This window comes from Nostoc sp. NMS8, assembly GCF_017115045.1.
Classification (GTDB): Bacteria; Cyanobacteriota; Cyanobacteriia; order Cyanobacteriales; family Nostocaceae; genus Nostoc.
The window spans coordinates 1-26,004 of sequence record NZ_JABXKK010000046.1 but is presented as its reverse complement, the minus strand read 5'-3'; the positions used below and the strand labels follow the sequence as shown (position 1 = coordinate 26,004).

The following is a 26,004-nucleotide window of genomic DNA, read 5'->3' as shown; positions in this document are numbered from 1 at the left end:
CCCTCCCCTTTGCAAGGGGAGGGAACTAGATTTACGGTTGTTAGAGGGAACTAGATTTTCCGATATCCCCCCTTGGAAAGGGGGGATTAAGGGGGGTAATTCAACTTGTGTGTACACCGTAGCCTTACCAAAGAGAGGGGTTGTAGGGTACTTTTCTTATCGGTAATTGAGCAGACTTGATATAACTCCTAACTCCTAACTCTTGTTATGAAACTTCCTTCCCATATTTTTAATTTAAAAGTTCACAAAATCGAGCAAACCTGTTTGTTTGAATTGTCTTGGGGACAAGGGCAAAGATTGAACGCACAGGTTAGTTATCCAAACACCTTAACGCAACTGTATCAAGAGTGGCGACGGGCATATCTCAACTTTTATCAGTCGGAACATCTGCGGGGACGGACGGTTGGCGGTGGGGTTGCAACTATTACTGTAGACTTGCACGCGGAACTTGTGAAGGCAGAAAGCAAGTTGATGTATGAGTTTCATCGCTGGTTGCGTAGTGGAGAATTATATGAAATTCGGGGAGCCATTGCCCAAGCGAGTCAGGAACTTGTAAAAGCGAATCTCGAACCAACCACAATCCAAGTTTTTCTCACCTGTGCGCCTATTGAGTTAGATCGTTTCCCGTGGGAAGCGTGGGAAATTGGTACGGAATTTGCGACTACTGGGGCAATTCAACTGATTCGTGCCCCGTTAAATATTGGAGACAATACAGTAAATTACGGCAAACTCAAACAGCGCCGCGCCCGGATTCTGGCAATTTTGGGCGATGATACTGGGTTGAATTTTCAGAAAGAAAAAGAGGCACTAGAATCGTTACTGCGAATTGCAGATGTGACATTTACTGGTTGGCAACCAGAACAAACACCTAGTCAAGTTATCCAGCAAATTACCGACGCGATCGCTGATGAACAAGGATGGGATGTATTGTTTTTTGCCGGACACAGCAATGAAACGGAAATGACGGGGGGTGAATTGAGTATTGCTCCCGGTGTGTCGATTTCCATTAACGAAATTGCCAGCCAACTCAGCGCCGCCAAAAAACGCGGTCTTCAGGTAGCAATTTTCAATTCATGCAGTGGGTTGAATATTGCTGATTCTTTGATTGACTTGGGTTTTAGTCAAGTCGTCGTCATGCGCGAACCAATTCACAACCGTATAGCCCAAGAATTCTTGGTGCTATTTTTACAAGGATTGGGGAAACACCTGGATATTTACGAGTCCATGATGGCGGCACGGCAATCTTTACGCAGTCATACCTATCCTTCTGCTTACTTAGTGCCTTCGCTATTTTGCCATCCGGGGGGTAAATTATTTTGCATTCCTCCTTTTGAGTGGAAGCAACGACTACGGCAGTTTTTACCAAGTTCTTTAGAAGCGATCGCCTTAACAGCAAGTTTAGTTTTAAGCCTAATTCCTGGTGTCCAAGAAATACTCCTAGATGGGCGAATACTTACCCAGTCAGTTTATCGTCAGATCACCACCCAAATTCCCTCAGATGAGGCTCCGCCTGTGGCATTGGTCGAAATTGACACCGAATCGATTTCTCGCGCCAACTTGCCGAATTCTCAACTGCACCCAATGAACCGCAGCTACATCGCCAAGTTGATTGACAGGGCGAAAAATTTGAACGCTGCTGTTGTCGGGGTGGATTTTGTCTTTGATTCGCCGCAAACAAACCCGCGATTTGGAGATAGAGATTTAGGTAAAGCAGTGCGTCAGGCGGTAGATGGGAATATGTGGCTAATTTTTGGCGCAATTCTCACATCTAATCAAGAATTGGGAGTTAGTAACTTAACAGCGATCGCTCACCGCAATTGGACATTACAAGGATATACCGATGCAGACCCTTATCGTGTCGAATTACCTGGCGATTGCAATCAGACTTGTCCCATTGCATATTTAATGTCACTCGTGCAAACAGCGAACCAAGAAATTAGCGGATTACCACAGCCGCAGACTACACGAGTCACAAATTTACGCACACAACTACTAGATACAATCCAAAAGAAACAACCCGAAAAGGGTAATTTACCATTCTTGTTGCAGATACATTCTTTTTTAGGATTGCAACCCTTAATTGATTTCTCCATTCCCAACGACCAGATTTATACCAAGATTCCAGCTTGGAAATTACTCGAAAATTCAGCTACCAATAAGTTTCCCTTGATTTCCAAACAGGTAGTTTTAATTGCCTCAGGAAACGATGAACGTTTAGGAATCGCACCTGGACAACCCGACTACTCGCCAGCACCCTCCGCAATGAACTATTGGACACAGCAATCTTCACTGACAGGTGGTGAATCCTTAGCCTATATGACTCACCATTTTCTGACACGGCGGTTGGTGATTCCCATACCCGATATTTTGATGATTGGGGTGGCAATTATTATCGGTAAGATTGCGATATTGGCACTGAGAAAACAGTCGAATTTGAGTCCCCAACTGCGGCTAAAAATCATCATAGCTTCTTTGAGTGTAGTCATCGCCTACGGTATTGCAGCCTTACAAATTTACATATCTGCGGCGATTTTACTCCCTTGGTTTTTACCTTCATCAGTTTTCTTAACTTACGTTTTATCTACTACAAAGAAAAAACATCATGCGCAACCTCCAACAGTCTTTATTTAGCTTGGCACTTCTTCCTGTTGTTGTCACTTCCGGTGGTAACAGGGATTGGGGATTGGAGGGGATGAGGGAGATTTCCCAGTTCCCAGTCCCCAGACAAATCATTGCTCAAAATACATTCATTGGTTCAATCGCCTCATTTTGGGGACGCACACCGAAAAGACGATTAGTGTCCCGTAGTGGCGTATGTGCAATATCGCCTGGTTTAGTTGAAACATATTATGTTTGGAGCGATCGCCCCTTATTTTTGTGGTACAGTTCTGGAGAAAACAAAACCGCCCAATTAATTGTTCGCGATCCAGCAACAGAAGAAGTAGTGTGGATGCAAACCGTCAATCTCACAGACCAAAAAGTTTTTTATAGCGGTGAAAAAGCTCTGGAAGCTGGGAAGCCTTACCAATGGGAACTATTGGCAAGCGGTAACTCGATTGTGACTCCACGCTCTACATTTCAAATTATGGCAGATGGCGATCGCAACAAAATCCAAACTGACTTGCAAACATTAGAGCAAAAACTCAAAGTAAATAAAGCTTCCCCAGAAGAAATTGCCTTGCAAAAAGCCGATTACTTCGTCAATTACAAAATCACCCATAAAACCGAAGAAGGAATTTTCCACCTTTGGTCTGATGCCTTAGAGATTCTTTACAAAGTTGATAAACCATCTCCATCCTTCATTACAAAACGCCAAGAAAAAGTTGAAGATTTATGTAAACAACCAAACCCAACCCCCTAATATCAAGTCCGGTTAACCACTTATCTTAATTCCCTGTCTTTAGAGAATGTTTGAAAAGTCATTATTGATGTATCAAATATTCTTTTACCCCACCCTAACCCTCCCCTTATAAAGGTAACGGTGTACACACAAGTCCGAAAAACTTCTCCACCAAAGATTTGCGGTGCGTTACCTTGGCGTGACAAAGCTAAATTGTTACAATCACGGCGATGCCTACGGTTGGCTACGCCTACGCATTTGTTGATTCGGCGAGTTTACTTGGACTTGTGTGTACACCGTAGCCTTATAAAGGGGAGGGAATCGGATTTTCTTGTTTCCCCCTTTATAAGGGGGGTAATCATTCGATTAGTATCACAACGTAAAACTTGCGTATCTACCATCTTTCAAGGAAATTAATGATGCCTCAACAAAATTTATTTCCCAAGTTTTTTATATTCACCCTTTTTATACTTGGCAGCATACCAGCCCAGGCACAAATTACTCCTGATAACACCCTTGGCGCAGAACGTTCTAATATCACACCAAACGTTCTAATTAATGGTGCTTCTTCAGATTTAATTAATGGTGGTGCAATTCGGGGTAGCAATCTTTTTCATAGTTTTACTGAGTTTAATATCGGTGATGGGCAAAGAGTGTATTTTGGCAATCCATCAGGCATAGAAAATATATTGACACGGGTTACAGGTGTAAATAGGTCGAATATTTTAGGGACATTGGGAGTTAATGGCGCGGCGAATTTGTTTTTGATTAATCCCAATGGGATTTTATTTGGACAGAATGCGCGGTTAGATGTGCGTGGTTCCTTTGTGGGGACAACTGCGAACGGCGTGCAGTTTGGAAATCAGGGAAATTTCAGTGCGACAAATCCACAAGCGCCGCCATTGTTGACGATTCAGCCTTCGGCGTTGTTGTTTAATGTGATTAATCAAAATGCAGCGATTCAAAATAATTCCGTTGAACCTACAGGTATATTAGACCCAGCTGGCTTTAATGTATTTGGTTTGCGTGTTCCCGATGGTAAAAGTTTGTTGCTTGTTGGCGGTAATGTCAGCATGAATGGCGGGGAATTAAATGCTTACGGTGGGAGAGTTGAGTTAGGAGGATTAACGGAATCTGGAAATGTAAACCTTCTTTTTGATGGAGATAATTTGAAGTTGGGATTTCCTGAGAACGTGACTCGTGCAGATGTATCACTGACCAATCAAGCGCGTGTGTATGTAGAAGCTGCTGGTGGAGGAGATATTGCAATCAATGCCCGGAATTTAGAGATATTGCAAGGAAGTGAGCTTTCTGCTGGTATTGGGCAAGGTCTAGGAACTCCTGAAACTGTTGCTGGGGATATTACCTTCAATGCTACGGGGGAAATCAAAGTTGCTGGCTCCGGGAGTAGGATTAGCAATCTTGTGCGTGGAGATTCAAAAGGCAATGGCGGTAACATTTTTATCGATTCTGGCTCATTGTCATTAGGCGATGGTACTCAAATTTCTGCCTCAACTTTTGGAAAAGGGAACGCGGGGAATGTGACAGTGCGTGCAAAAGATGCTGTTTCCCTTGTGGGTGGTGACATCTTCAATACTGTGGAATCTGGAGGTGTAGGTAATGCTGAAAATATCGACATTAATACTGGTTCGCTTTCCTTAACTAATGGCGCTCAAATTAATTCCTTTACTCGTGGACGAGGCAATGCAGGAAATATCACGATTCAAGCCAGAGCTGCAGTTACTTTTGATAAGGTCGATAGCGATGGATTTTCCAGTGGTTCATTTAGTAGTGTACTAGCTGGTGGAGTTGGTAATAGTGGAAAGATTAAGATCACTGCTGGTTCATTATTCTTGACTAACAATGGACAATTAGATGTTAGTGTGCGCGGAGCTTCTGATACCATTGCTGCTGGTGAAGGTATTGGTGGCACAGTAGATATTAATGTGCGCGATACGTTCACAATATCTGGAACAAATAGCGGCATATTTGCTAACCTCGGTGCTGGTGCTGTAGGTCGTGGTGGAGATATCACTATTAAAGCTGGAGAGATTACTGTCGAAAATAGTGGGACTATAACTTCGGAAACCTACGGCAAAGGAGACACAGGAGATATAACCATTAATACCAGAAATCTAATTGTCAGAGATTCCCAATTAGGCTCTGTTGTACATGATGAGGGCAATGCAGGTAATGTTAAAATTATTGCTTCCGATTCTGTAGAATTAAGTGGAGAAATCCCTGGTAATGAAAATGGATTTCCTGGAGGCATACTTGCCCAATTAGATGTAACTGGTAAAGGAAAAGGAGGCAATCTTTATATTGAAACTAAACGCTTAAGCGTAAGTGATGGTAGTAAGGTACAAGCTGCAACTTTTGGTCAAGGCGATGCAGGTAATTTATTTATCCGTGCTGATGATATAGATGTTTTTGAGACTGAAAAACCAAACTTCTATTCCACAGGTATTTTTGCTGGTGTTCAATTTGATCCTCGCACAGTCAAGTTACCTCAAGGGAACGGTGGAGATTTGAGAATTGAAACCAGAAATTTAAGCCTCCAAAATGGTGGAGAAATAGGTTCTAGCACTTCTGGTAAAGGTGATTCAGGTAATATTTTTATCACAGCCAGTGATGCAATTTCTCTAGATACTGCATCATATATTTACAACAATGTTGAGAGCCGTGCTGAAGGTGATGCTGGAAAAATCGACATCACAACTGGCTCACTTTCCGTAACAAATGGCGCTCAAATTAATTCCTTGACTCGTGGACGAGGAAACGCAGGAAATATCACGATTCAAGCTAGGGATGCAGTCACTTTTGATGGGAAAGATAATAACGGTAATAGAAGTGGTTTATTTAGTGTTGTTGGTGCTGATGCAATTGGTAATGGAGGAACTATTAATATCACAACTGGCTCTTTATTCTTAAATAATGGCGGAACATTAGGAACTTACGTTAGCAATACATCAGATGAGCTTCAAGGTAAAAAAAGTTTTGGTGGTACAGCAAATATCAACGTGCGTGATGCATTTACAATTTCAGGAAAAGGCAGTGGTATATTCGCAAGTATAGGGTCTGGTGTTGTAGGGCGTGGTGGTGATGTCAATATCGAAGCTGGAAATCTTTTTATTCAAGATACTGGAGAAATCAGTTCCTTTTTAGCTTTGGGCGCTGAAGGACGCGGTGGTGATATCAATATTCAAGCTGGAAACTTGTTTATTAAAGATGATAGTGAAATTAATTCTAGTATTTATGGCAGAGGTAATGCAGGTAATATTTCGATTACAGCCCGTGACGCAATTTTTATAGATTCTGCATCATATATTTACAACAATGTTGGGACTCGTGATGCTTTAGGTAACGCTGGAAAAATCGACATTACAACTGGCTCACTTACTGCAACTAATGGCGCTCAAATTAATTCTTTTACTCGCGGACGAGGTAATGCAGGAAATATAACGATTCAAGCAAGAGATGCAGTCACTTTTGATGGGTTAGATAGTGATGAATACACGGGTTCGTTTAGTAGTGTAGAAACTGGTGCTATTGGGAATGGTGGAAGTATAAATATTACATCTGGCTCATTGTCTTTAATTAATAGTGGAATATTAGGAGTTAGTGTTGATAGAGCTTCTGAAGCACTTCCAGGTGGGCAAGGTATTGGCGGTAATATAAATATAAACGTGCGTGATGCATTCACAATTTCTGGCACAGATAGTGGTATTGATGCATTTTTAGGTGCTGGTGCAGTAGGAAAAAGTGGAGATGTCAATATTCAAGCTGGAAACTTATTTATTAAAGATGGTGGTGCAATCAATTCCAGCACTTATGGCAAAGGAAACGCAGGAAATATTACAGTTGAGGCTAAAGATTTAGTAGAAATATTGAATGATAGTAATTTAGATTCTGATGTTCAACAAGGTGCTAGAGGTAATGCTGGAGATATAACAATTAAAACAGGAAGGTTAATCGTTAGAAATTCACAAATCGGCCCTAGTGTCTTTGGTGAAGGAAATGCAGGGAATTTTACAATTCTTGCTTCCGACTCTGTGGAATTGAGTGGGCAAATTAATAGACGTGAAGGTGATACGAGTCAAGAAGGTTCAGTTGGTTTTCCAGGTGGTCTCTTCGCTCAAGTAGATGCACTTGGTAAAGGCCGAGCAGGTAACTTAACTATCGAAACTAGGCGCTTAAGTGTAAGTGATGGGAGCAAAATCCAAGCTGCTACATTTGGTGATGGTGACGCTGGTAATGTTTTTATTCGTGCCGATGAAATTGATTTATTTGAAACAGAGAAACCTAACTTTTACAATGCAGGTATTTTTGCAGGTGTTCAAACAGATGGAAGAGTCGATGCAGGTATTATAGACCCTCGAAACGGCAGACCACCTAAAGGACAAGGTGGAAATTTGACAATTGAAACTAGAAAATTAAGTGTAAGAGATGGTGCTGAAGTTTTTGTTCAAACAACAGGAGAGGGTGATGCAGGAAAAATCTCCATCCGTGCTAGCGAATCTGTAAATGTTACAGGTGTATCTAAAGGCTCCCTGGAAAGACAAAGAACCAGCGAAATCACTGCTGGTGCATCTCAAAGAAGTACAGGTAATGGTGGAAGTTTAACAATTGAAACGCCACTGTTGAACGTCGCAGATGGTGGAATTATTAGCAGTAGCAGTCAGGGAAAAGGTACAGCAGGTGATATTAATATTACTGCTGATGTTGCCCGTCTCAACAACGGTCAAATCACTGCTCAAACAGCCTCTACTGATGGTGGCAATATAGATTTCAATCTTTCCCAATACTTACTCTTACGCAATGGTAGCCAAATTTCCACCACCGCAGGTACAGCCCAAGCGGGAGGCGATGGTGGTAACATCACAATTAATACACCCTTCATCGTCGCCGTCCCCAACGAAAACAGCGACATCACAGCTAATGCTTTCTCTGGTAAAGGTGGCAATATCAACATCAGCACTCAGAGTCTTTTCGGCATCGAACCCCGTCCCAAATTATCAGACCAAACAAATGATATTACTGCCAGTTCCGAATTAGGGGTACAGGGACAAATCGCCATTACCCAACCAGAAGTCCAACCGACGCAAGGACTAATTCAACTACCAGATGAAAGAATCGATGCAAGTAATCAAATTGGCCAAATCTGCCCTAAAGGGAGTTATGCAAAGAAACCCTTGGGCGAATTTATCGTTAGCGGACGCGGTAGTTTACCACCTAATCCTCTGCAATCAATTACGGGTACACCAAACTTAATTCCCCTAGCGACTTTGGCAGGGGAGACAGCGACGCCAGTACGTGGGGATGCAAAAACGCAAAGAGATGCACAGATAACTCCGGTGATTAATAATGGGAGTTCTACAATTATTGAAGCCCAAGGTTTTGCTAGAACTCCAGAGGGCAAAATTATCATTGTTGCCTATGCACCAAAAGCTACGCCATCATCTCGCCCAACGGCTGCTGCATGTCCTGCAAATAGATAATCAATATCCAATGTATCTACCATCACTTAAGGTAATCAATGATGCCTCAAATCAAAAATTTCCTGCCAAATCTTTTAATACCAACCCTTTTAATACTTGCCAGTACTCCCCTACAGGCACAAATCACTCCAGATAATACCCTTGGTATAGAAGCTTCCAGACTCACTCCCAATGTCTTAATTAACGGCGCTTCTTCAGACAGAATTGATGGTGGTGCTACGCGGGGTAGTAATCTTTTTCATAGTTTCACTGAGTTTAATATTGATAATGGTCAAAGAGTGTATTTTGGCAATCCATCAGGCATAGAAAATATATTAACGCGGGTAACGGGTGGGAATGCGTCAAATATTTTTGGTACGTTGGGAGTTAATGGTGCGGCTAATTTGTTTTTAATAAATCCCAATGGGATTGTATTTGGACAAAATGCAAGTTTAGATGTGCGCGGTTCATTTGTAGGTACAACTGCAAACGGCATACAGATTGGGAATCAGGGGGTTTTTAGTGCGACAAATCCCCAAGCACCGCCCTTGTTAACCATCAATCCTTCAGGGTTGCTATTTAACCAACTAAATCAGGGGGGAATCACTAATCAGTCTCAAGCACCAGCAGGTATTAATTCTATTGGTGAAAATGTTACAGGTTTAAGAGTAGCAGATGGTCAGAACTTATTGCTTGTCGGTGGAAATATCAACATCAATGGCGGAGGACTCCGGGCTTACGGTGGCAATATTGAATTAGCAGCTTTAGCTGCACCAGGAACAGTCGAACTGAATATTGAAAATAATAATTTGCCTAGTTTAGCCATACCCGATGGTGTAGAACGTGCAGATATCTCATTGAGCAATGGTGCAGAAGTCAATGTTCGGGGTGCAAATGGCGGTAATATCAAGATTAATGCGCGAAATGTAAACTTAACAGGGGAAAGCAAACTGCGAACAGGGATAGAAACAGGTTTAGGAACACCGAATAGTAAAAGCGGAGATATTGTAATTAATGCCACAGGGACAACGACTCTAACTGATAAAAGCATTATCAGCAACTCAGTACGCGAACGAGCATTTGGCAAATCTGGTGACGTTAATATCACCACAGGTTCTTTAAACTTAAACAAAGATGCATTAATTAACCTCAGCACTCTTGGAGAGGGTGATGCAGGCAATATATTCATACAAGCATCTGATACTGTCTCTCTAGATAGCAATACAGGCATTTACAGCAGCGTGGGAAGTGGAGCCGTAGGTAATGCTGGTAGCATTAATATTAATGCTAGCTCACTGACTCTCAGTGATGATGCTGCATTAGCAACGGATTTAGTCGGAGTTTTTGAAGCATTTTCTGTTGGGCGTGGAAATGGAGGCAATATCAATATTAAGGTTGGGTCACTTTCCCTCAATAACAGTGAATTCAGTGCTAGCACTTCTGGACAAGGTAATGCTGGTAATGTTTTGATTCAAGCAAAGGATGCTGTTTCACTTACAGGTGGTTCTGGTATTTACAGTTCTGTGGAAAAAGATGCAGTGGGTAACGGTGGTATCATCGAAATTCAAGCTGGTTCACTGTCGCTAATCGAGGGTTCGGAAGTCAATACCAAAATTTTGGGACAAGGTAACGGAGGTAAAATCGCTATCAACGCCCGCGATACGATTTCTCTAGATGGGTTTGGTAAAGATAGTAATATATTTAGCCGCATAATTGGTTCTGTCAACCCTTCAGGTGTAGGTAATGCAGGAGATATTCAGCTAACAACCAGTAATCTTTCTGTTACTAGTGGTGCTTTGATTAGTAGCAGCACCTTAGGGAAAGGAAATGCTGGTAGTATTTTGATCCAAGCAAAGGATACTATTTCACTTACAGGCGATGCTAATATTTACGGTTCTGTCGGATATTCAGGTGTAGGTAATGGGGGAGATATTCAGCTAACAACCAGTAATCTTTCTGTTACTAATGGCGCTTTGATTAGTAGCACCTTTGGGAAAGGAAATGCAGGCAATATCAATATTAATGTTGGGTCACTGTATCTCAATAACGGCGAACTCAATGCTAGCACTTTTGGACAAGGTAATGCTGGCAGTATTTTGATTCAAGCTAAGGATACTATTTCACTTACAGGGGGTGCTAAGATTTTCAGTTATGTGGAAAAAGATGCAGTAGGTAACGGCGGTAGCATCAAAATTCAAACTGGTTCTGTTTCTTTAACCGAGGGTTCAGAAATCAACACCAGAAACCTCGGACAAGGTAACGGAGGTAAAATCGCTATCAACGCCCGCGATACGATTTCTCTAGACGGGTTCGGTAACAATAGCAATATATTTAGCCGCATAATTAGTGCTGTTAATCCTTCAGGTGTAGGTAATGCCGGAGATATCCAGCTAACAACTGGTAATTTTTCAGCTACAAATGGCGCTTTTATTAGCAGTAGCACTCTGGGAAATGGTGATGCAGGAAATATCATAATTGATGCCAGCGGCACCATCAGCTTTGACACAGATGCTTTTGCTGGGAGTTCTGTTAGTACTGGCGTAGTTGGCAAGGGTGGAAACATTCAAATCACAACTGGGTCACTTGCAGTCACTAAAGGTGGAAGACTGTCTAGCGGTACAAGTGGCAAAGGAAACGCTGGTAATATCTCAATCCTAGCTACAGACAAAGTTTCTCTTGCCAATGGCAGCAGTATAAATAGTAGCATCTCAGAAACAGGTGTAGGTAATGCCGGAAATATTGATATCTTTGCCAAGTCTTTTTCTGTAAGCGGAGAATCCTTAATTTTTAACAGCAATCTTGGCGGTAAAGGTAATGCTGGTAATATTTCCATAAATACACAAGATAATGTTTCCTTCACAGGTGGTTCTTCGCTAAGTAATGGTACATTGGGTGTAGGTGATGCCGGGAATATCAAAATTCAAGCTGGTGGTGCTGTGACAATTTCTGGAGGCAGTGAAACACTTGGTAGTGGAATAGCTAGCGGAGTGTTGGAAACTGGCATAGGTAACAGTGGTGATATTGAGATTGTAGCCCGTAATTTAGAGCTATCTAATGGCGCTAAATTGTTTACATTTTCTAATGGTAAAGGCAATGCGGGTAGCGTCTTGATAACCACATTAGGTACGACAACAATCAAAGATAGTGCTATAGCAACATTTGCCACGGACGGAAATGCTGGTAAAATTACAATTCGAGCAGGTGGCGATGTCTTGATTTCAGAAAAAAGCGTTTTGTTCTCCATTCTTTCCCCAAATGCAGTAGGTAAAGGTGGAGATATTGAAATTCAGGGGCGTAATTTTTATTTATCTGATGGCGCTGCTTTAGCGTCCGCGACTATTGGTAAAGGCGATGCTGGTAATGTGCTAATTAATATCAATAATGATATTTCTTTCACAAATGGTTCTCAAGTTAGGGCTGATACTTTGGGACAAGGAAATGCAGGTAATGTGACATTAAATGCTGGGGGTACGGTATTGTTTGATGGCATGGGTTCTGATGGTAGTAGAAGTGGAATTGCAACTCAAGTAACAACAGAAGGAGGTTTTACTGGCAAAGGCGAGGGTGGTGATATTAATATAAATGCTCCGACTTTATTGATTACCAATCATGGAGTATTAACTTCCAGTAGCACGGGGCAGGGAAATGCTGGAAATATTAATATTAATACTGGTACTGTCAGTTTAGATAATGAAGGAATTATTGCTGCTCAAACAAACTCTGGTAATGGTGGAAATATTAGCTTAACTGCTACAGATTTATTACTATTGCGACGTAACAGCAATATCAGCACAACTGCGGGGTTAGTCAAATCAGGTGGCGATGGGGGTAACATCAACATTAATACACCCTTCATCGTCGCCGTACCCAACGAAAACAGCGATATTACAGGCAACGCCTTCACAGGAGCGGGGGGCAATATCAACATTCGCACTCAAAGTATTTTCGGCATCGAAGCACGTCAAAAACCATCAGATACAACAAATGATATTACTGCCAGTTCCGAATTAGGGGTACAGGGACAAATCGCCATTACCCAACCAGAAGTCCAACCGACGCAAGGACTAATTCAACTACCAGATGAAAGAATCGATGCAAGTAATCAAATTGGCCAAATCTGCCCTAAAGGGAGTTATGCAAAGAAACCTTTGGGCGAATTTATCGTTAGCGGACGCGGTAGTTTACCACCTAGCCCTCTGCAATCAATTACGGGTACACCAAACTTAATTCCCCTAGCGACTTTGGAGGGGGATGCAGGGACAGGGGGACGCTCTGACGCGGGGACGCAAAGAGATGCACAGATAACTCTAGTAAGTAACAATGGGAGTTCTGCAATTATTGAAGCCCAAGGTTTTGCCAGAACTCCAGAAGGCAAAATTATCATTGTTGCTTATGCACCACAAGCTACGCCATCATCTCGCCCAACGGCTGCTGCGTGTCCTACGTCTAACTAGAAGTGGTTAGCGGTGGAGGCACTGTTAAACAATCAGATGGTGCGGGTGTTGGAAGTGTTGCAGTTGGGATTAAGTTCACCCGAGCATGGGGAGTTTGTGGAGCAATTGGGAAAGAAATAAAAAGGCGATCGCCTTGAAAAAGTATAATTCAATCCTTATTGTTGCTGATTCCAAATATGAATTTAGTTCACGCAGACGCGCAGAGTCGCTACAGAGTAAGAGTTAAGAAGAGTTGATTTTTGAATTTCATATTCAAATTCAGCAACGCCTTATTATACATTGTCATCGCTTACTCCACTCGCAATGACAATGTATATTTAATTTTGCACTACTACTTATATCGACCCGATCTCTTCATACTCTTTTTTTATCGAAAGTATTTGAGCTTAAATGCATGAGTTATTAACTACCAGAAATATATACTTTCAGAGCGATGAATTCAAACTCAATACATATAAACAAGTTTCGGATTCAGATATCTGACAGAGAAGAAAAGAATCGCATGATTCCTATTTGGGTTCAGCAACGCTCAGATAAACAGTTACTACTACCTAATGAAGTAAATAAGGAGGATTCAGATATGCAATTAACTACTCATGCAATATCAAAATTAGCTCTTTCGGCTTTAACAACGGGATGTGTCTTGATATTGTCAGGATACACTAATAACACTGCAACTGCTCGTACTACACCGACACCTATAACGCCAACATCAGTGGTCTCTGGAAATACTAAGGGACAACCTACTATACAAGCTAATCGGCCATCAACACCACAACCAACTAATATACCAGATGGAACTATAAAACTACGTTACAGTTCTGGTGGAGTTGTACACGAAGGTAGGCTAATTATCAATGGAGATTCAGGTAAATTATTCACCAGATTCTTTGATATTAAGAGGAACAAAACTGCTACTGTCGAACAAACAATCGAGATAGAGAATACTGCTAAAGGTTTAGTTTTATGGGGTTATTACCCTGTATATCCCGGTACTAAGACACCATATCCTGATTATTCTGCCGACAATTTTGTACTCAGAATTAACGTTGATGGTTCCTATTTTTTAAGAACTTGCGATGATGCAGAGAATTGTTCTGATGTCGAAGTGATTGATAACTAACTCATAGTTTCAAGAAAGAGTGATGCAAAAGCCGACGCTAGGCAATCGCACCTACAAAATTGCGCTTCGTGTTTTGCAGAATGCATCGCTTTTACTTAATTATGATATAACTCATCCAACAAAAATGCATGAGTTATTAACCACCAGAAATATATACTTTTAGAGCGAAAAAGCAATCGCACTGTAATTGTAAACAAATTTTCTGCGATCGCTTTACTCCCTACATAACCATATATAGCGTTTCCTAAGCAATTGACTAAGCTTAGTAGCTTTGATAACTTACCTCACCAGATCGGAATCGCTATATTTTGCCCTAGATGAAAATATGTTCAACAAAAAACAAGGAAAGGAGTTTTGAGATGTCTGCTTCTGAATATGTAATGCACAATATATTTAACAAAATTGTTGCAGAGTACCATCCCTTTGCAGAGTATCAAGGTTATGCAGAGGGTGAAAATGGGTTCATAGTCTACTATCAAGGTGCAAATGGTCAGCAACATATGGTAGTAGATACAGAGGGAAATATCGTCACTGACACGACGATGGGAACCACACGTTCTCTAGGCATACTAGCTGTGGCTGCATCTTTTCTCTCAGCGTTTATGGGTGGTCAGTCAGATTATTAATCACCTGCTTTTTAGAGCTTTTCAGCATTCGTCTATTTTTTCTCTGCTATTAGGCAGTTAATTACATAGAGTGTCTGATACTTAACGATTGTTTCTTATCTATTTAAAAGCGATCGCAGCTGCAAAATTGTGCTTTGTGTTTTGCAGAATGCATCGCTTTTACTTAGTTATTCAAGCGTTATTGGGGGTAAGTTATTTTATTTGTACTTTTTCCTTTATATGACGATATTTATGGTATGAAACTGAGTGTATGTGAAATATGGCAACTTTAGGAGATTTTGGCGGAAAAATATCCAAATGATTTTGCGTGTTGGCTATCAGCTGAAGAACCGCTTACTAAGAAGAGGGGGGCTATCAGCTGAAGAACCGCTTACTAAGAAAAGGGGTGTTAAAGACAGGGTGAAATTCATGCAGACTTGATATTATTCATATTTTCATTCAACAACACTATCAAAACAATTAAAAAATGAGAAATACTAAAATCAAACGTCTCCAAAAATATTACCAGCACTTGCTTCGGTTTGTCATGTTAATGAGCATGACAGCTTTGTTGTGTATTACATCACCTGGCTTTGCTCAAATTTCCAAAATGCCCGAAACTACATCTATTGCCCAAACCCAATCAGGGTTATCGCTAGAACAGCAAGCACGAAGGTTATATCAAGAAGGTAAGTTTTCTGAGGCTGCAAAGCTCTTTGAACAAGCAGCCCAAGCTTATAAAGCCTCTTCAGATCCGATTCGTCAAGGGCTGAGTCTGAGCAATCTGTCGCTTTGCTATCAACAATTGGGGCAATGGAATCAGGCAAGTAGTGTAATTACTAATAGTCTGGAAATATTAAATACTAACAAAAGTAAAAATTTAGAGGGATTATTGGCACTTGCACAAGCGCTTGATATTCAAGGGGGGTTACAATTAGCACGGGGACAAGCAGATGCAGCGCTGAAATCTTGGGAAGGGGCTACGGTGATTTATACTCAGCAAAATCAGAGCCTACGCCTCCTCGCTAACCAAACCAATCAAGCCCAAGCTTTACAAAATTTAGGTCTTTATGGACGATCTGTTTCTCTACTGGCATCTGCATTAAAGTTGCCGGCAGATTCTATTACTGACGCCAAAAAACTCAAAACTTCTCTCGAAGGAGTTTCTGCTTCCCCAGAAACAACGATCGCTCTGCGTAATTTAGGCGATGCATTACGGGTTGTCGGCACGTTTACCCCAGCACAGTTGGTTTTAGAGCGCAGTTTGACGATCGCTAATCAGTTACAATTACCTGATATAGTTGCATTGGCACAACTCAGTCTCGGCAGTGTTTCCCGCGCTCAAGCCGATGCCAAAACTGCACTAAATTTCTACCAAAAAGCTGCCGCACCATCTGCAAATAATCATATCCGCATCCAAGCACAACTAAATCAACTAAATTTACTTGTTGATACCCAGCAACAAGATGCAGCTAAAATTCTGCTACCCCAGCTAAAGCAGCAAGTTGAGGCATTACCCCCTAGCCAAATGGCCATTGAAGCACGGGTAAATCTCGCCTATACGATGATGCAGATGGCGGAAAAATCGGCTGATGAGACATTTTTAGGTGACATAGCGCAACTGCTGACGGTAGCAGTTCAACAAGCCAAAGAATTAGGAAACCCTCGCCTCCAAGCTGATGCCTTGGGAAGTCTGGGCAGCGTTTACGAGCGATCGCAAAAGTGGGTAGAATCAGAAAAACTGACTCAGCAAGCAGTTCAATTAGCCCAACAAATCAATGCTGGTGATATTGCCTATCGCTGGCAGTGGCAATTGGGACGAGTAACCAAAGCACAAGGCAAAATTGAAACGGCGATCGCAGCTTATCAAGAAGCGATCAATAATATTAAATCGTTACGCGCAGATTTAGCAGCCGCCAGTCCCGATGTGCAGTTCTCTTTCCGCAATGCAGTTGAGCCAATTCACCGCGAACTCGTTGGCTTGCTTGTGGAATCAAGCCAAAAAGATAATCTGAAGACAGCGCGAGATGTAATTGAAGGATTGCAATTAGTTGAACTAGATAACTTTTTTCGAGAAGCTTGTCTAACTGCTAAACCAGAACTTATAGACCAAGTTGATCAAAAAGCAGCAGTAATTTATCCGATTATTTTAGAAGACCAACTAGCAATCATTGCCAGTCTACCAAAATCCCCCCAAGCCAAAGCAAATAAACCAAAAGAAGCAGATACCCGCGATTTTCGTTACTACAAAACCGCAATTAAGAAAGATGAAGTCGAGCGTTTAGCATTAAAATTACGAAACAATCTCAACCAATCAAATGCCTCTGACTTTGTATTGCCCCTATTCCAACAAATGTACGATTTGGTCATCGCGCCAGAAGCCGCAGACTTAGCCGCAAGTAAAGTTGAAACATTAGTATTTGTTTTAGATGGTGTGCTGCGGAATATTCCAATGGCAGCACTATACGATGAACAACAAAAAAAGTTTCTTGTAGAGAAATATAGTATTGTTCTCACACCCGGACTACAATTATTAGCACCGCGATCGCTCCGACAAGAGCGACTAGGAGCCTTGGTAGCCGGAGTTAGTGAAGCTCGTCCGGGGTTTTCAGCATTACCTAATGTCAAAAATGAAGTGCAAAAAATTGAATCTGATGTTCCCACCCAAGTCCTTTTAAACGAGAAATTTACAAATTCCGCATTTCAAGATCGAGTCTCTGTGGTTTCTTACCCGATTGTACATTTAGCCACCCACGGGCAATTTGGCCCTACAGCCGATGAAACATTTATTCTCACTTGGGATGGCACAATCAAGGTTAATCAACTTAGTAGCCTGATTAAAACAGTCGAACTATCGCGCAATAACTCCCTGGAACTCCTGATTCTCAGCGCTTGTGAAACAGCCTCAGGTGATGCTAAATCTGCATTGGGATTAGCAGGTATTGCAGTCCGTTCTGGTGCCCGTAGTACCGTCGCTACCCTCTGGCGTGTCAATGATGAAGCTTCAACAGCGCTCATCAGTCAATTCTACGACCAATTAATCCAAGCTAGCAAAACAGGTGTCTCAAAAGCTGAAGCTCTGCGACGGGCCCAAATTTCTATTTTGCAAAACTCAGAATATAAATCCCCGTACTATTGGGCGGCATACGTGTTGCTGGGAAATTGGATTTAGGGGACTGGGGACTGGGGAAGAAATTCTTTCAAGGTTTGGTTAAAGTCTAAATGCTTATTCAAATATTCCCAATCCCCAGTCCCCAATCCCCAATCCCCTGCATAAGCTTTATTCTCTCAGAAATATAAAAGAATTAGCTGGACGTTACGAAGAGAGTACCTGTCGTGGTTGAAGAACTTTACACACCAGAACAACTCGATCAAATGCATCAGCAGTTGTGGCAATGTGTGCTGCAATTTGCTAACTTTTCGGCTACACAAGAACGCAATCGGATTGCGCGAGACTTGCATGATTCTCTGGGACATGCGCTGACTGCACTTAACTTTCAATTACAAACTGCGATTAAACTTTGCAAACCTGATCCCAATCAAGCACAGGAATTTCTCACAGAGGCACATCGCTTGGTGGGGATCGCCACTCAAGAAGTCCGCCAATCTGTAAAATCATTACGTAGTGATGCAATTGAAACCCAATCCCTAGAAAAACTGCTCGAATTGCTAGTTGATAATTTTCAGAAAACCACGGGAATTTTGCCGGAAGTTGAGGTTAGCCTACCCATCGCTTTATCACCACAGCTTGTCACACCTATTTATCGAATCATCCAAGAAGCGCTAAACAATATCTGCAAGTATGCTCAAGCAACATCTGTGCAAATTCAGATCCACACAAATGCCAAAGAGGTGTATTTCATTATTCAAGATAACGGTCGTGGGTTCAACCCGGAAAATGTTTCAGGTGGTTATGGATTACAGGGAATGAGAGAACGGGTTGCAGTTTTACAAGGTCATCTTCAGTTGACATCTCAACCGGGATATGGTTGCTGTATTACAGTTAAAATTCCCATGCACGTATCTAAAATATCTGATAAATCTGAAATCAAGGTTTCTCAGGAATCTTTTCTCCGGGAAATGCCAATCCAGATGTCTGAAATATCTATTTATCAAGAATATTCGCCTGTTAACCAACAGAAAATCACAATTGGTGAATGGCAGCCGCTAAATCTAAATGAATGGTAAAACTTCGCAATCATTAACAATTTTTCAACTGCAATGTTTGGGTTAGAACTTTTTACCAATACCAAAACCCCATTCCAACTAAAGTTTGAAAATCATCGTCATATCTAGTCAAATACTGCAATTGGAGTTATTAATAAAATAGGTGGAATGGAAAATTTAAAAAATTATCTATTTGCCAATTTATTGTCATGGAAACCAAAAATATATGACGACTATTCTGTTTTTGACAATATTGCTTTTAACACTCCTTTGCCAATTTTTGAAGATGGTTTATCACAATCAACAAAAACATCAGCAATTGATCCTAGCTCAAAAACAATTACAAACCTATGCTTTACAGATTGATAATTTTAGCGAAATGCAACAAACCAATGATAATTTACTAAATTTATATAATGCATTAGGACAGTCGATCGCTGCTTTGCATATCCAGCTACAAGTTTCCCAAAAACTTTGGCAAATTAACCCCACACAAGCCCAACAATCACTGTCAGAAGCCTATCAAATGAGTGGGACTCTGATGCGGGAAGTCCGTCAAGTTGTTAAGATGTTAGGTCAAGATTATTCTCAATAAATATTGCTGTAATGTTCAAAAATTCACGTTACATGCCTATATTAGAAAAACTGAAAAAAATTGGAATTGCTTATGATTCGCCTATTAATTGTAGATGACCAAAGTTTAGTTCGCCAAGGTCTCAAAGCAATGTTGAGCTTAGAATCTGACCTCCAGATTGTGGGAATGGCGGAAAATGGAGAAGAGGCGATCGCTCAAGTCGAAATATTACAACCAGATGTTGTATTAATGGACGTGCGAATGCCTGTAATGAACGGTAGTACCGCCACTCGCATCATTAGCGAACGATTTCCCGATATCAAAGTTTTGGTCTTAAGCACTTACGATGAAGACCGCGATGTGAGTGAAGCAATTCGAGCCGGAGCTAAAGGTTATCTCCTCAAAGATATGCCTTCGGAAGAACTTGTTAATGCCATTTGTTGCATCAATTCTGGATATTCTCAGCTTGCACCTGGTCTTTTAGAACGGGTTGTTAACCAAAAACAAATTCAGCCAAGTCTAAGCGAGTCGATTCATCCCGGACTCGCAGAATTAACACCAAGGGAGTTGGATGTAGCGCGTTTAGTCGCTGTTGGCGCCACAAATCAAGAAATTGCCCAGAAATTATTTATCTCGGAAAGTACAGTTAAAACTCACATTAACAGTATTTTTAATCGCCTTAATCTCAAAAATAGATCGCAACTAGCGATTCATGCAAATTCTGTTTTCGGTTGTAGTACAGCTGCTTAAATCATTGAATAGTTACCCTGTTTATAGTGGTGGGTTAAATTCTCCAAAAACACCTTCCGTCAATGGGTGATAACGTGTAAAAGCTTATCCATATTGGCTTTACTCTTGTAGCATCATCCTAAATTTTCGGTGCATTAACTTGCCTCTCGCCTTAGGGAGTAGGTCGTTTTTTCATCTACCTTTTTTAGTGTCATGTTAAATATGTATTTATTCAATAAGATTTTATCGATTATTGCTCAACAATTATTTCTACTATTATTGAGCTTGTCCGCGATCGCTGTTCAATCTCAACTGGCTTTAGCAGATAACAGCATATCTGCATTACCGTCTGGTCAAATTACGAATAACTCACCAGAAGTAATCGCTGTTCAATCTCAGGCGTTGCTGAATCAGGGGATGAATGTCTCACGCAAAGGCGCATACTCCTACGGAGAAGCAAGCTACGCGCAGCGTCTCGTAGAGAAGACGCAAAGAAAAATCCCTAAAATCATCCCGCATTTATACAAGGTTCAATCTCAAATAGCTTTGGCAGATAACAGCATATCTGCATTCTCATTTGAGCAAATTGCGAATAACTCACCACAACTAAGGACTAGGGATTGGGAAGATGAGTATGTGTATTCAGTGGAAAGTCAGAACGTCGGTTTCCACCGATCTGAATTTTCCAAGACATACCCTAACCAAATCTTAAAAGAATTTCTTCCCGAATCCCCAGTCTATGAAATTACTCAGCGGATTATCCCCACAATTCCTTCTCAAGATATACCGCGATCGCTTCCTCCGCAACCAAAACCTCAGCAAACGCCAGAAAAAGTTCCACTTCCTGAAGATTTATTACCAACACCGACGACACCCCAGCCATCGCCAGAATCGCCTGATACAACCTTTGATAATCTTTTCGTCAGTAGATTTGAAGTTGTTGGTAGCACTGTTTTTAGTTCCAAAGAACTCACCGACTTACTAAAAGACTACACCGGACGGAATATCACCTTTACAGAATTGCTCCAAGCTCGTTCAGCTATTACTAACCTTTATATCAAAAATGGCTACATCAGTTCTGCTGCCGTTATTCCGCCACAGAACCCCGAAAATGGGGTTGTCAAAATTCAGGTGATTGAAGGTTCCTTAGAAGATATTAAAGTTAATGGTATCAAGCATTTGTATCCTAGCTATATTAGCGATCGCATTGGACTTGCAACCACTGCTCCCTTGAATATCAATCGCTTACTCGAAGGATTGCGACTTCTGCAACTCGATCCACTAATTGAAAACATCTCTGCTGATTTACAAGCCGGAACCAGTCCCGGAAAAAATGTGTTGGAGGTAACTATAATCGAAGCCAAAACCTTGAGTGTTTCCGCATTAATTGATAATAATCGTTCTCCTAGCGTCGGTAGTGTCCGCCGTCAAATCGAATTAAGGGAAGCCAACTTACTGGGTTTTGGGGATGCTTTACAAGTCGGTTACACCAACACCGATGCTAGTAATAGGTTCGATTTCAACTATACAATTCCTCTCAATCCTCGTAACGGTACACTCAGCCTAGCTTATGGGACTTCAAATAGTAGTGTGATAGAGCCTCCCTTCGATCAACTGGATATCCAAGCAAATTCAAGTTATTACGAACTCACCTACCGTCAGCCTATATTTCAACAATCGAGAGAAGAGTTTGCTTTAGGACTCACCCTATCACATCAACAAACTCAAACCAAACTAGGAATTGATAATATCGGTGGATTTCCCCTTTCTCCGGGAGCAGACGATCAAGGTAAAACTCGCGTTTCAGCTATCCGATTTTTTCAAGACTGGGTTGAGCGTGATGAACGACAAGTTTTAGCGGCGCGATCGCAGTTTAGTTTAGGAGTAGGTGTATTAGATGCAACCATCAATGATAGTTCTCCTGATAGTAACTTTTTCAGTTGGCGCGGACAAGGACAATGGACGCGACTTTTAGCTCCTGATACATTATTAATCATGCGCGGAGATATTCAGTTAAGCGAGCGGCCTCTTCTTCCTCTCGAACAAATTGGCATTGGTGGACAACAAACAGTCCGGGGATATCGTCAAGACGCATTGCTCACAGATAACGGCGTCTTGTTCTCCACAGAATTGCGCTTACCAATTCTCAAAACTCAACAGTCTGGTGGAGTGCTACAACTGACACCATTTATTGACATGGGTGTAGCTTGGAATAATGGCAACAATAATAATTCTGATTCCAATACTTTAATTGGTACAGGACTAGGATTGTTATGGCAAGAAGGAGACTTTTCAGCGCGAATAGATTACGGCATTCCTTTAATTTCAATTGATACTGAAAAACGAACCTTACAAGATAATGGAATTTATTTTTCAATCAGATATAATCCATCATTTTAATTTTTGATTTTAGATTTTTAATTTTGGATTGAAGGGAAAATCGCCATAATTCAGGAGAGAACTTGATGAATATAAAACTTACACACACTCTAAGAATTCTCGGCGCTCTTGGCGTCTTCTCTACGAGACGCTGCGCGTTGGCGTCAGCCTCTCGAAGAGAAGGCGGTTCGATAAATTAGGCATTTTAGCAGTTTTTGCGTAAGTCCTGGAATAAATATAGCAATGATATTAGATTATGATATTACTTCTGAGTTTGGGGCGCTGAATCATTACGAAAAATCTAAAATCTAAAATCCAAAATCACCACCCCTATCCTATGTTTAAACAAATTCGCCAAAAACTCTTTAAAAATCCGACGAAACTTCAACCTATTCGCCGCACACCGACATTACTGCAAATGGAAGCAGTAGAATGTGGTGCAGCATCCCTGGCGATGATTTTAGGCTACTACGGTCGCATTGTTCCCCTCGCAGAACTACGCCAAGCTTGCGGTATTTCACGCGATGGAAGTAAAGCGTCAAACATCCTAAATGCGGCGCGAAGTTATGCTTTACAAGCAAAAGGTTTCAAAATCGATTTAGAAAATTTAAAAGAACTTGTATGTCCTTATATTGTTTTTTGGAATTTTAATCACTTTTTAGTTGTTGAAGGCTTTACGAAAAAGCAAGTTTTTCTCAATGACCCGGCAACCGGACGGCGTGCAGTTTCTCTAGAAGAATTTAGCGAAGCATTTACTGGAGTTGTTTTAGTATTTGAAACCAGCCCAGAATTTCAGAAGGGAGGACGCAAACCAAATTTATTTGTCGCCTTATGGTCACGATTACAAGGAAGTATTTATCCACTAATTTACTGTATATTAGCCGGATTTTTTCTCGTACTTCCTGGTTTAGCAATGCCAGCATTTTCTCAAATTTTTGTAGATCAAATATTAATTCAAGGTCGAGAAGATTGGTTGCGTCCGTTGATATATGCCATGTTATTTACCGCACTTGTCAGCGGATTATTAACACGTCTGCAATTACAATTATTGCGGCGGATGAAAATTAAATTAGCAATGGGAATGTCGAGCAAATTTATCTGGCATCTTCTCCATCTTCCTGTTAGCTTTTATGACCAACGTTTTGCCGGGGAAATTAGCAGTCGGATTCAACTAAACGATCGCCTCGCCAATCTCCTCTCTGGTAAACTAGCAACAACGGTGATTTCTGCCGTGATGGTAATTTTCTACGCACTTGTAATGCTGCAATACGATAAAGTATTAACACTGATTGGTATTGCCTTTGTCATCGTCAACTTAGTGGCGTTGCAGTGGGTAGCACGACTGCGGGTAGATACAAATATCCGCTTGATGCAAGAAGAGGGTAAAGTTAGTGGAATAGCGATCGCTGGATTGCAAAGTATAGAAACCCTCAAAGCTTCAGGATTAGAGTCAGATTTTTTTACCCGTTGGGCAGGATATTACGCCAAAGCAATCAATGTCCGGCAAGATATGGATAGCCTGAATCAAGGATTGGGAACATTACCCGCGTTTTTGTCAGGTATTACCTCCATGCTATTGATAGCTGTTGGTGGTTTGCGCGTCATGGATGGCGCCTTGACCATTGGGATGCTCATAGCATTTCAATCTTTGATGCAACAGTTTATGCAACCTGTGAACCAACTTATAAGTTTAGGCGGTGATTTACAAGAACTTGAAGGCAGCTTAAATCGATTAGATGATGTATTGCAAAATCCCACAGAAATTGATAACTCACAAAGTTCTCTCAGCGCCTCTGCGTCTCTGCGTGAGCCAAAATTACAAGGATACCTAGAACTACACAACATCACCTTTGGCTACAATCGAACTGCACCGCCCTTAATTGAAAATTTTAGTCTTTCGCTCCAACCAGGACAGAGAGTGGCATTAGTGGGCGGCAGCGGCTCCGGAAAATCTACAGTTGCCAAACTTGTAGCAGGGCTATACGAACCTTGGACAGGTGAAATTTACTTTGATGGACAACCAAGACAACAAATCCCGCATCAGGTGTTGGTAAATTCCATTGCCACAATTGAGCAAGAGATTATGCTGATAGCTGGTAGCGTGCGCGATAATTTGACGCTTTGGGATACAACTATCCCAGATAGTAACTTAACACAAGCTTGCCGCGATGCTGCCGTTGATCAAATAGTGCGATCGCTTCCTGGTGGTTATGGTGCAGACTTGTTAGAAGGTGCAACAAATTTGAGTGGCGGACAAAGACAAAGATTAGAAATTGCCCGGGCTTTAGTAAATAATCCGTCAATTTTGCTGATGGATGAAGCGACAAGCGCATTGGATGCAGAGACAGAAAAAATTATTGATCAAAATTTACGTTTGCGGGGCTGTACCTGCTTAATTGTGGCACACCGTTTGAGTACAATTCGTGATTGCGATGAAATTATCGTTTTGAATCGCGGTAAAGTCGTGCAACGCGGTACCCATGACGAATTATGCTCTCGTGAAGGTTTCTATTTAGAGTTAATTAAAAGCGAAGGCGGAACATTGGAGTCAACTTAAGTTAAAAGGGCAATTAAAAACCGCATTTACACAGGTAAAACCCGTCTACGCGGAAATTATCTTAGCCCAGGTCGCTATAAGCTGTTGCGCCTTTAATTTGCACTAATATTTTTTCAACATGGTTGTGGGGTGGGCAACATGAGCGCCCGTGCAAGTTGTATACCTAACAGTTTAGCTCTTGTTTTGTAGCCGCGAATTCTATTCGTCGGGGCTGAAATTCACTTAACTAAGTTTGGGGGTTTAAGTCCCCTGGCTCTACAGGCAGAATGAATTGAACGCCTAAATCTAAATCCCCGTCACAAAACGTAATTACGAATTATGTTAGCGTAGCGGGGCGTAGCCCATTACGAATTACAAATTATTTAATAATCGCACTACAAAAGTTGTCTCAATTCCTCAACAGAGTTTACAGTTTTGATCGCTTGTTGAATTACTTTCAATCGTTGTAAATCTGTAATTTCATAGATAATTGGCATTAATTCCAAGCCAAGATTGCCAAATTTTATCTCTAATAATACCTCAAGACCCGTCTGAATTCCCCGGACTTCTCCACGGGCTTCTCCACGGGCTTCTCCACGGGCTTCTCCACGGGCTTCTCC

General features: G+C 41.4%; 12 protein-coding genes and 1 pseudogene. 12 read left to right on the top strand and 1 reads right to left on the bottom strand.

What is annotated here, in order from left to right; translation table 11 throughout:
- The first annotated feature begins 207 nt into the window (after positions 1-207).
- The 12 genes from HWQ39_RS07800 (at position 208) to HWQ39_RS07745 (ending at position 25,405) form a co-directional block, all read left to right on the top strand.
- The gene (locus HWQ39_RS07800) at positions 208-2,631 is read left to right on the top strand and encodes a CHASE2 domain-containing protein (protein WP_292843252.1); all 2,424 of its coding nucleotides are present in this window, start codon (positions 208-210) and stop codon (positions 2,629-2,631) included.
- Positions 2,603-3,361 carry a hypothetical protein gene (locus HWQ39_RS07795; protein ID WP_292843250.1) on the top strand — a complete coding sequence of 253 codons (759 nt, stop codon included), beginning with the start codon at positions 2,603-2,605 and terminating at the stop codon, positions 3,359-3,361. The genes HWQ39_RS07800 and HWQ39_RS07795 overlap by 29 nt, the downstream gene beginning before the upstream one ends.
- Before the next feature lie 395 nt (positions 3,362-3,756).
- Positions 3,757-8,838, top strand: a complete 5,082-nt coding sequence (locus tag HWQ39_RS07790) for a filamentous hemagglutinin N-terminal domain-containing protein (protein ID WP_292843248.1) — start codon at positions 3,757-3,759, stop codon at positions 8,836-8,838.
- 38 nt (positions 8,839-8,876) lie between these two features.
- Entirely contained in the window at positions 8,877-13,271 is a 4,395-nt protein-coding gene (locus tag HWQ39_RS07785; RefSeq protein WP_292843246.1) for a filamentous hemagglutinin N-terminal domain-containing protein, read from the top strand.
- 502 nt (positions 13,272-13,773) lie between these two features.
- Positions 13,774-14,394: a hypothetical protein gene (locus HWQ39_RS07780; RefSeq protein WP_292843244.1), complete on the top strand. Its 621-nt coding sequence runs from the start codon at positions 13,774-13,776 to the stop codon at positions 14,392-14,394.
- Between the two features lie 359 nt (positions 14,395-14,753).
- Complete coding sequence (locus HWQ39_RS07775) at positions 14,754-15,020, top strand: hypothetical protein (RefSeq protein ID WP_292843242.1); 267 nt, start codon at positions 14,754-14,756, stop codon at positions 15,018-15,020.
- Between the two features lie 466 nt (positions 15,021-15,486).
- Entirely contained in the window at positions 15,487-18,171 is a 2,685-nt protein-coding gene (locus tag HWQ39_RS07770; protein ID WP_292843240.1) for a CHAT domain-containing protein, read from the top strand.
- Between the two features lie 164 nt (positions 18,172-18,335).
- Positions 18,336-19,187, top strand: coding sequence for a sensor histidine kinase (locus HWQ39_RS07765; RefSeq protein ID WP_292843239.1), 852 nt, complete (start codon positions 18,336-18,338; stop codon positions 19,185-19,187).
- Between the two features lie 205 nt (positions 19,188-19,392).
- Positions 19,393-19,761 carry a histidine kinase dimerization/phosphoacceptor domain-containing protein gene (locus HWQ39_RS07760; protein ID WP_292843237.1) on the top strand — a complete coding sequence of 123 codons (369 nt, stop codon included), beginning with the start codon at positions 19,393-19,395 and terminating at the stop codon, positions 19,759-19,761.
- A gap of 72 nt (positions 19,762-19,833) precedes the next feature.
- Positions 19,834-20,490 carry a response regulator transcription factor gene (locus HWQ39_RS07755; RefSeq protein ID WP_292843235.1) on the top strand — a complete coding sequence of 219 codons (657 nt, stop codon included), beginning with the start codon at positions 19,834-19,836 and terminating at the stop codon, positions 20,488-20,490.
- A 201-nt stretch (positions 20,491-20,691) separates the two neighbouring features.
- Positions 20,692-22,869 (top strand): ShlB/FhaC/HecB family hemolysin secretion/activation protein, encoded by a 2,178-nt coding sequence (locus tag HWQ39_RS07750; RefSeq protein ID WP_292843233.1) that lies wholly within the window; start codon positions 20,692-20,694, stop codon positions 22,867-22,869.
- A gap of 316 nt (positions 22,870-23,185) precedes the next feature.
- Positions 23,186-25,405 (top strand): NHLP family bacteriocin export ABC transporter peptidase/permease/ATPase subunit, encoded by a 2,220-nt coding sequence (locus HWQ39_RS07745; RefSeq protein WP_292843231.1) that lies wholly within the window; start codon positions 23,186-23,188, stop codon positions 25,403-25,405.
- A gap of 374 nt (positions 25,406-25,779) precedes the next feature.
- On the opposite strand, the pseudogene HWQ39_RS07740 reads toward HWQ39_RS07745, so the two are convergent.
- A pseudogene (locus HWQ39_RS07740) lies at positions 25,780-26,004 on the bottom strand (transposase); the annotation flags it as partial.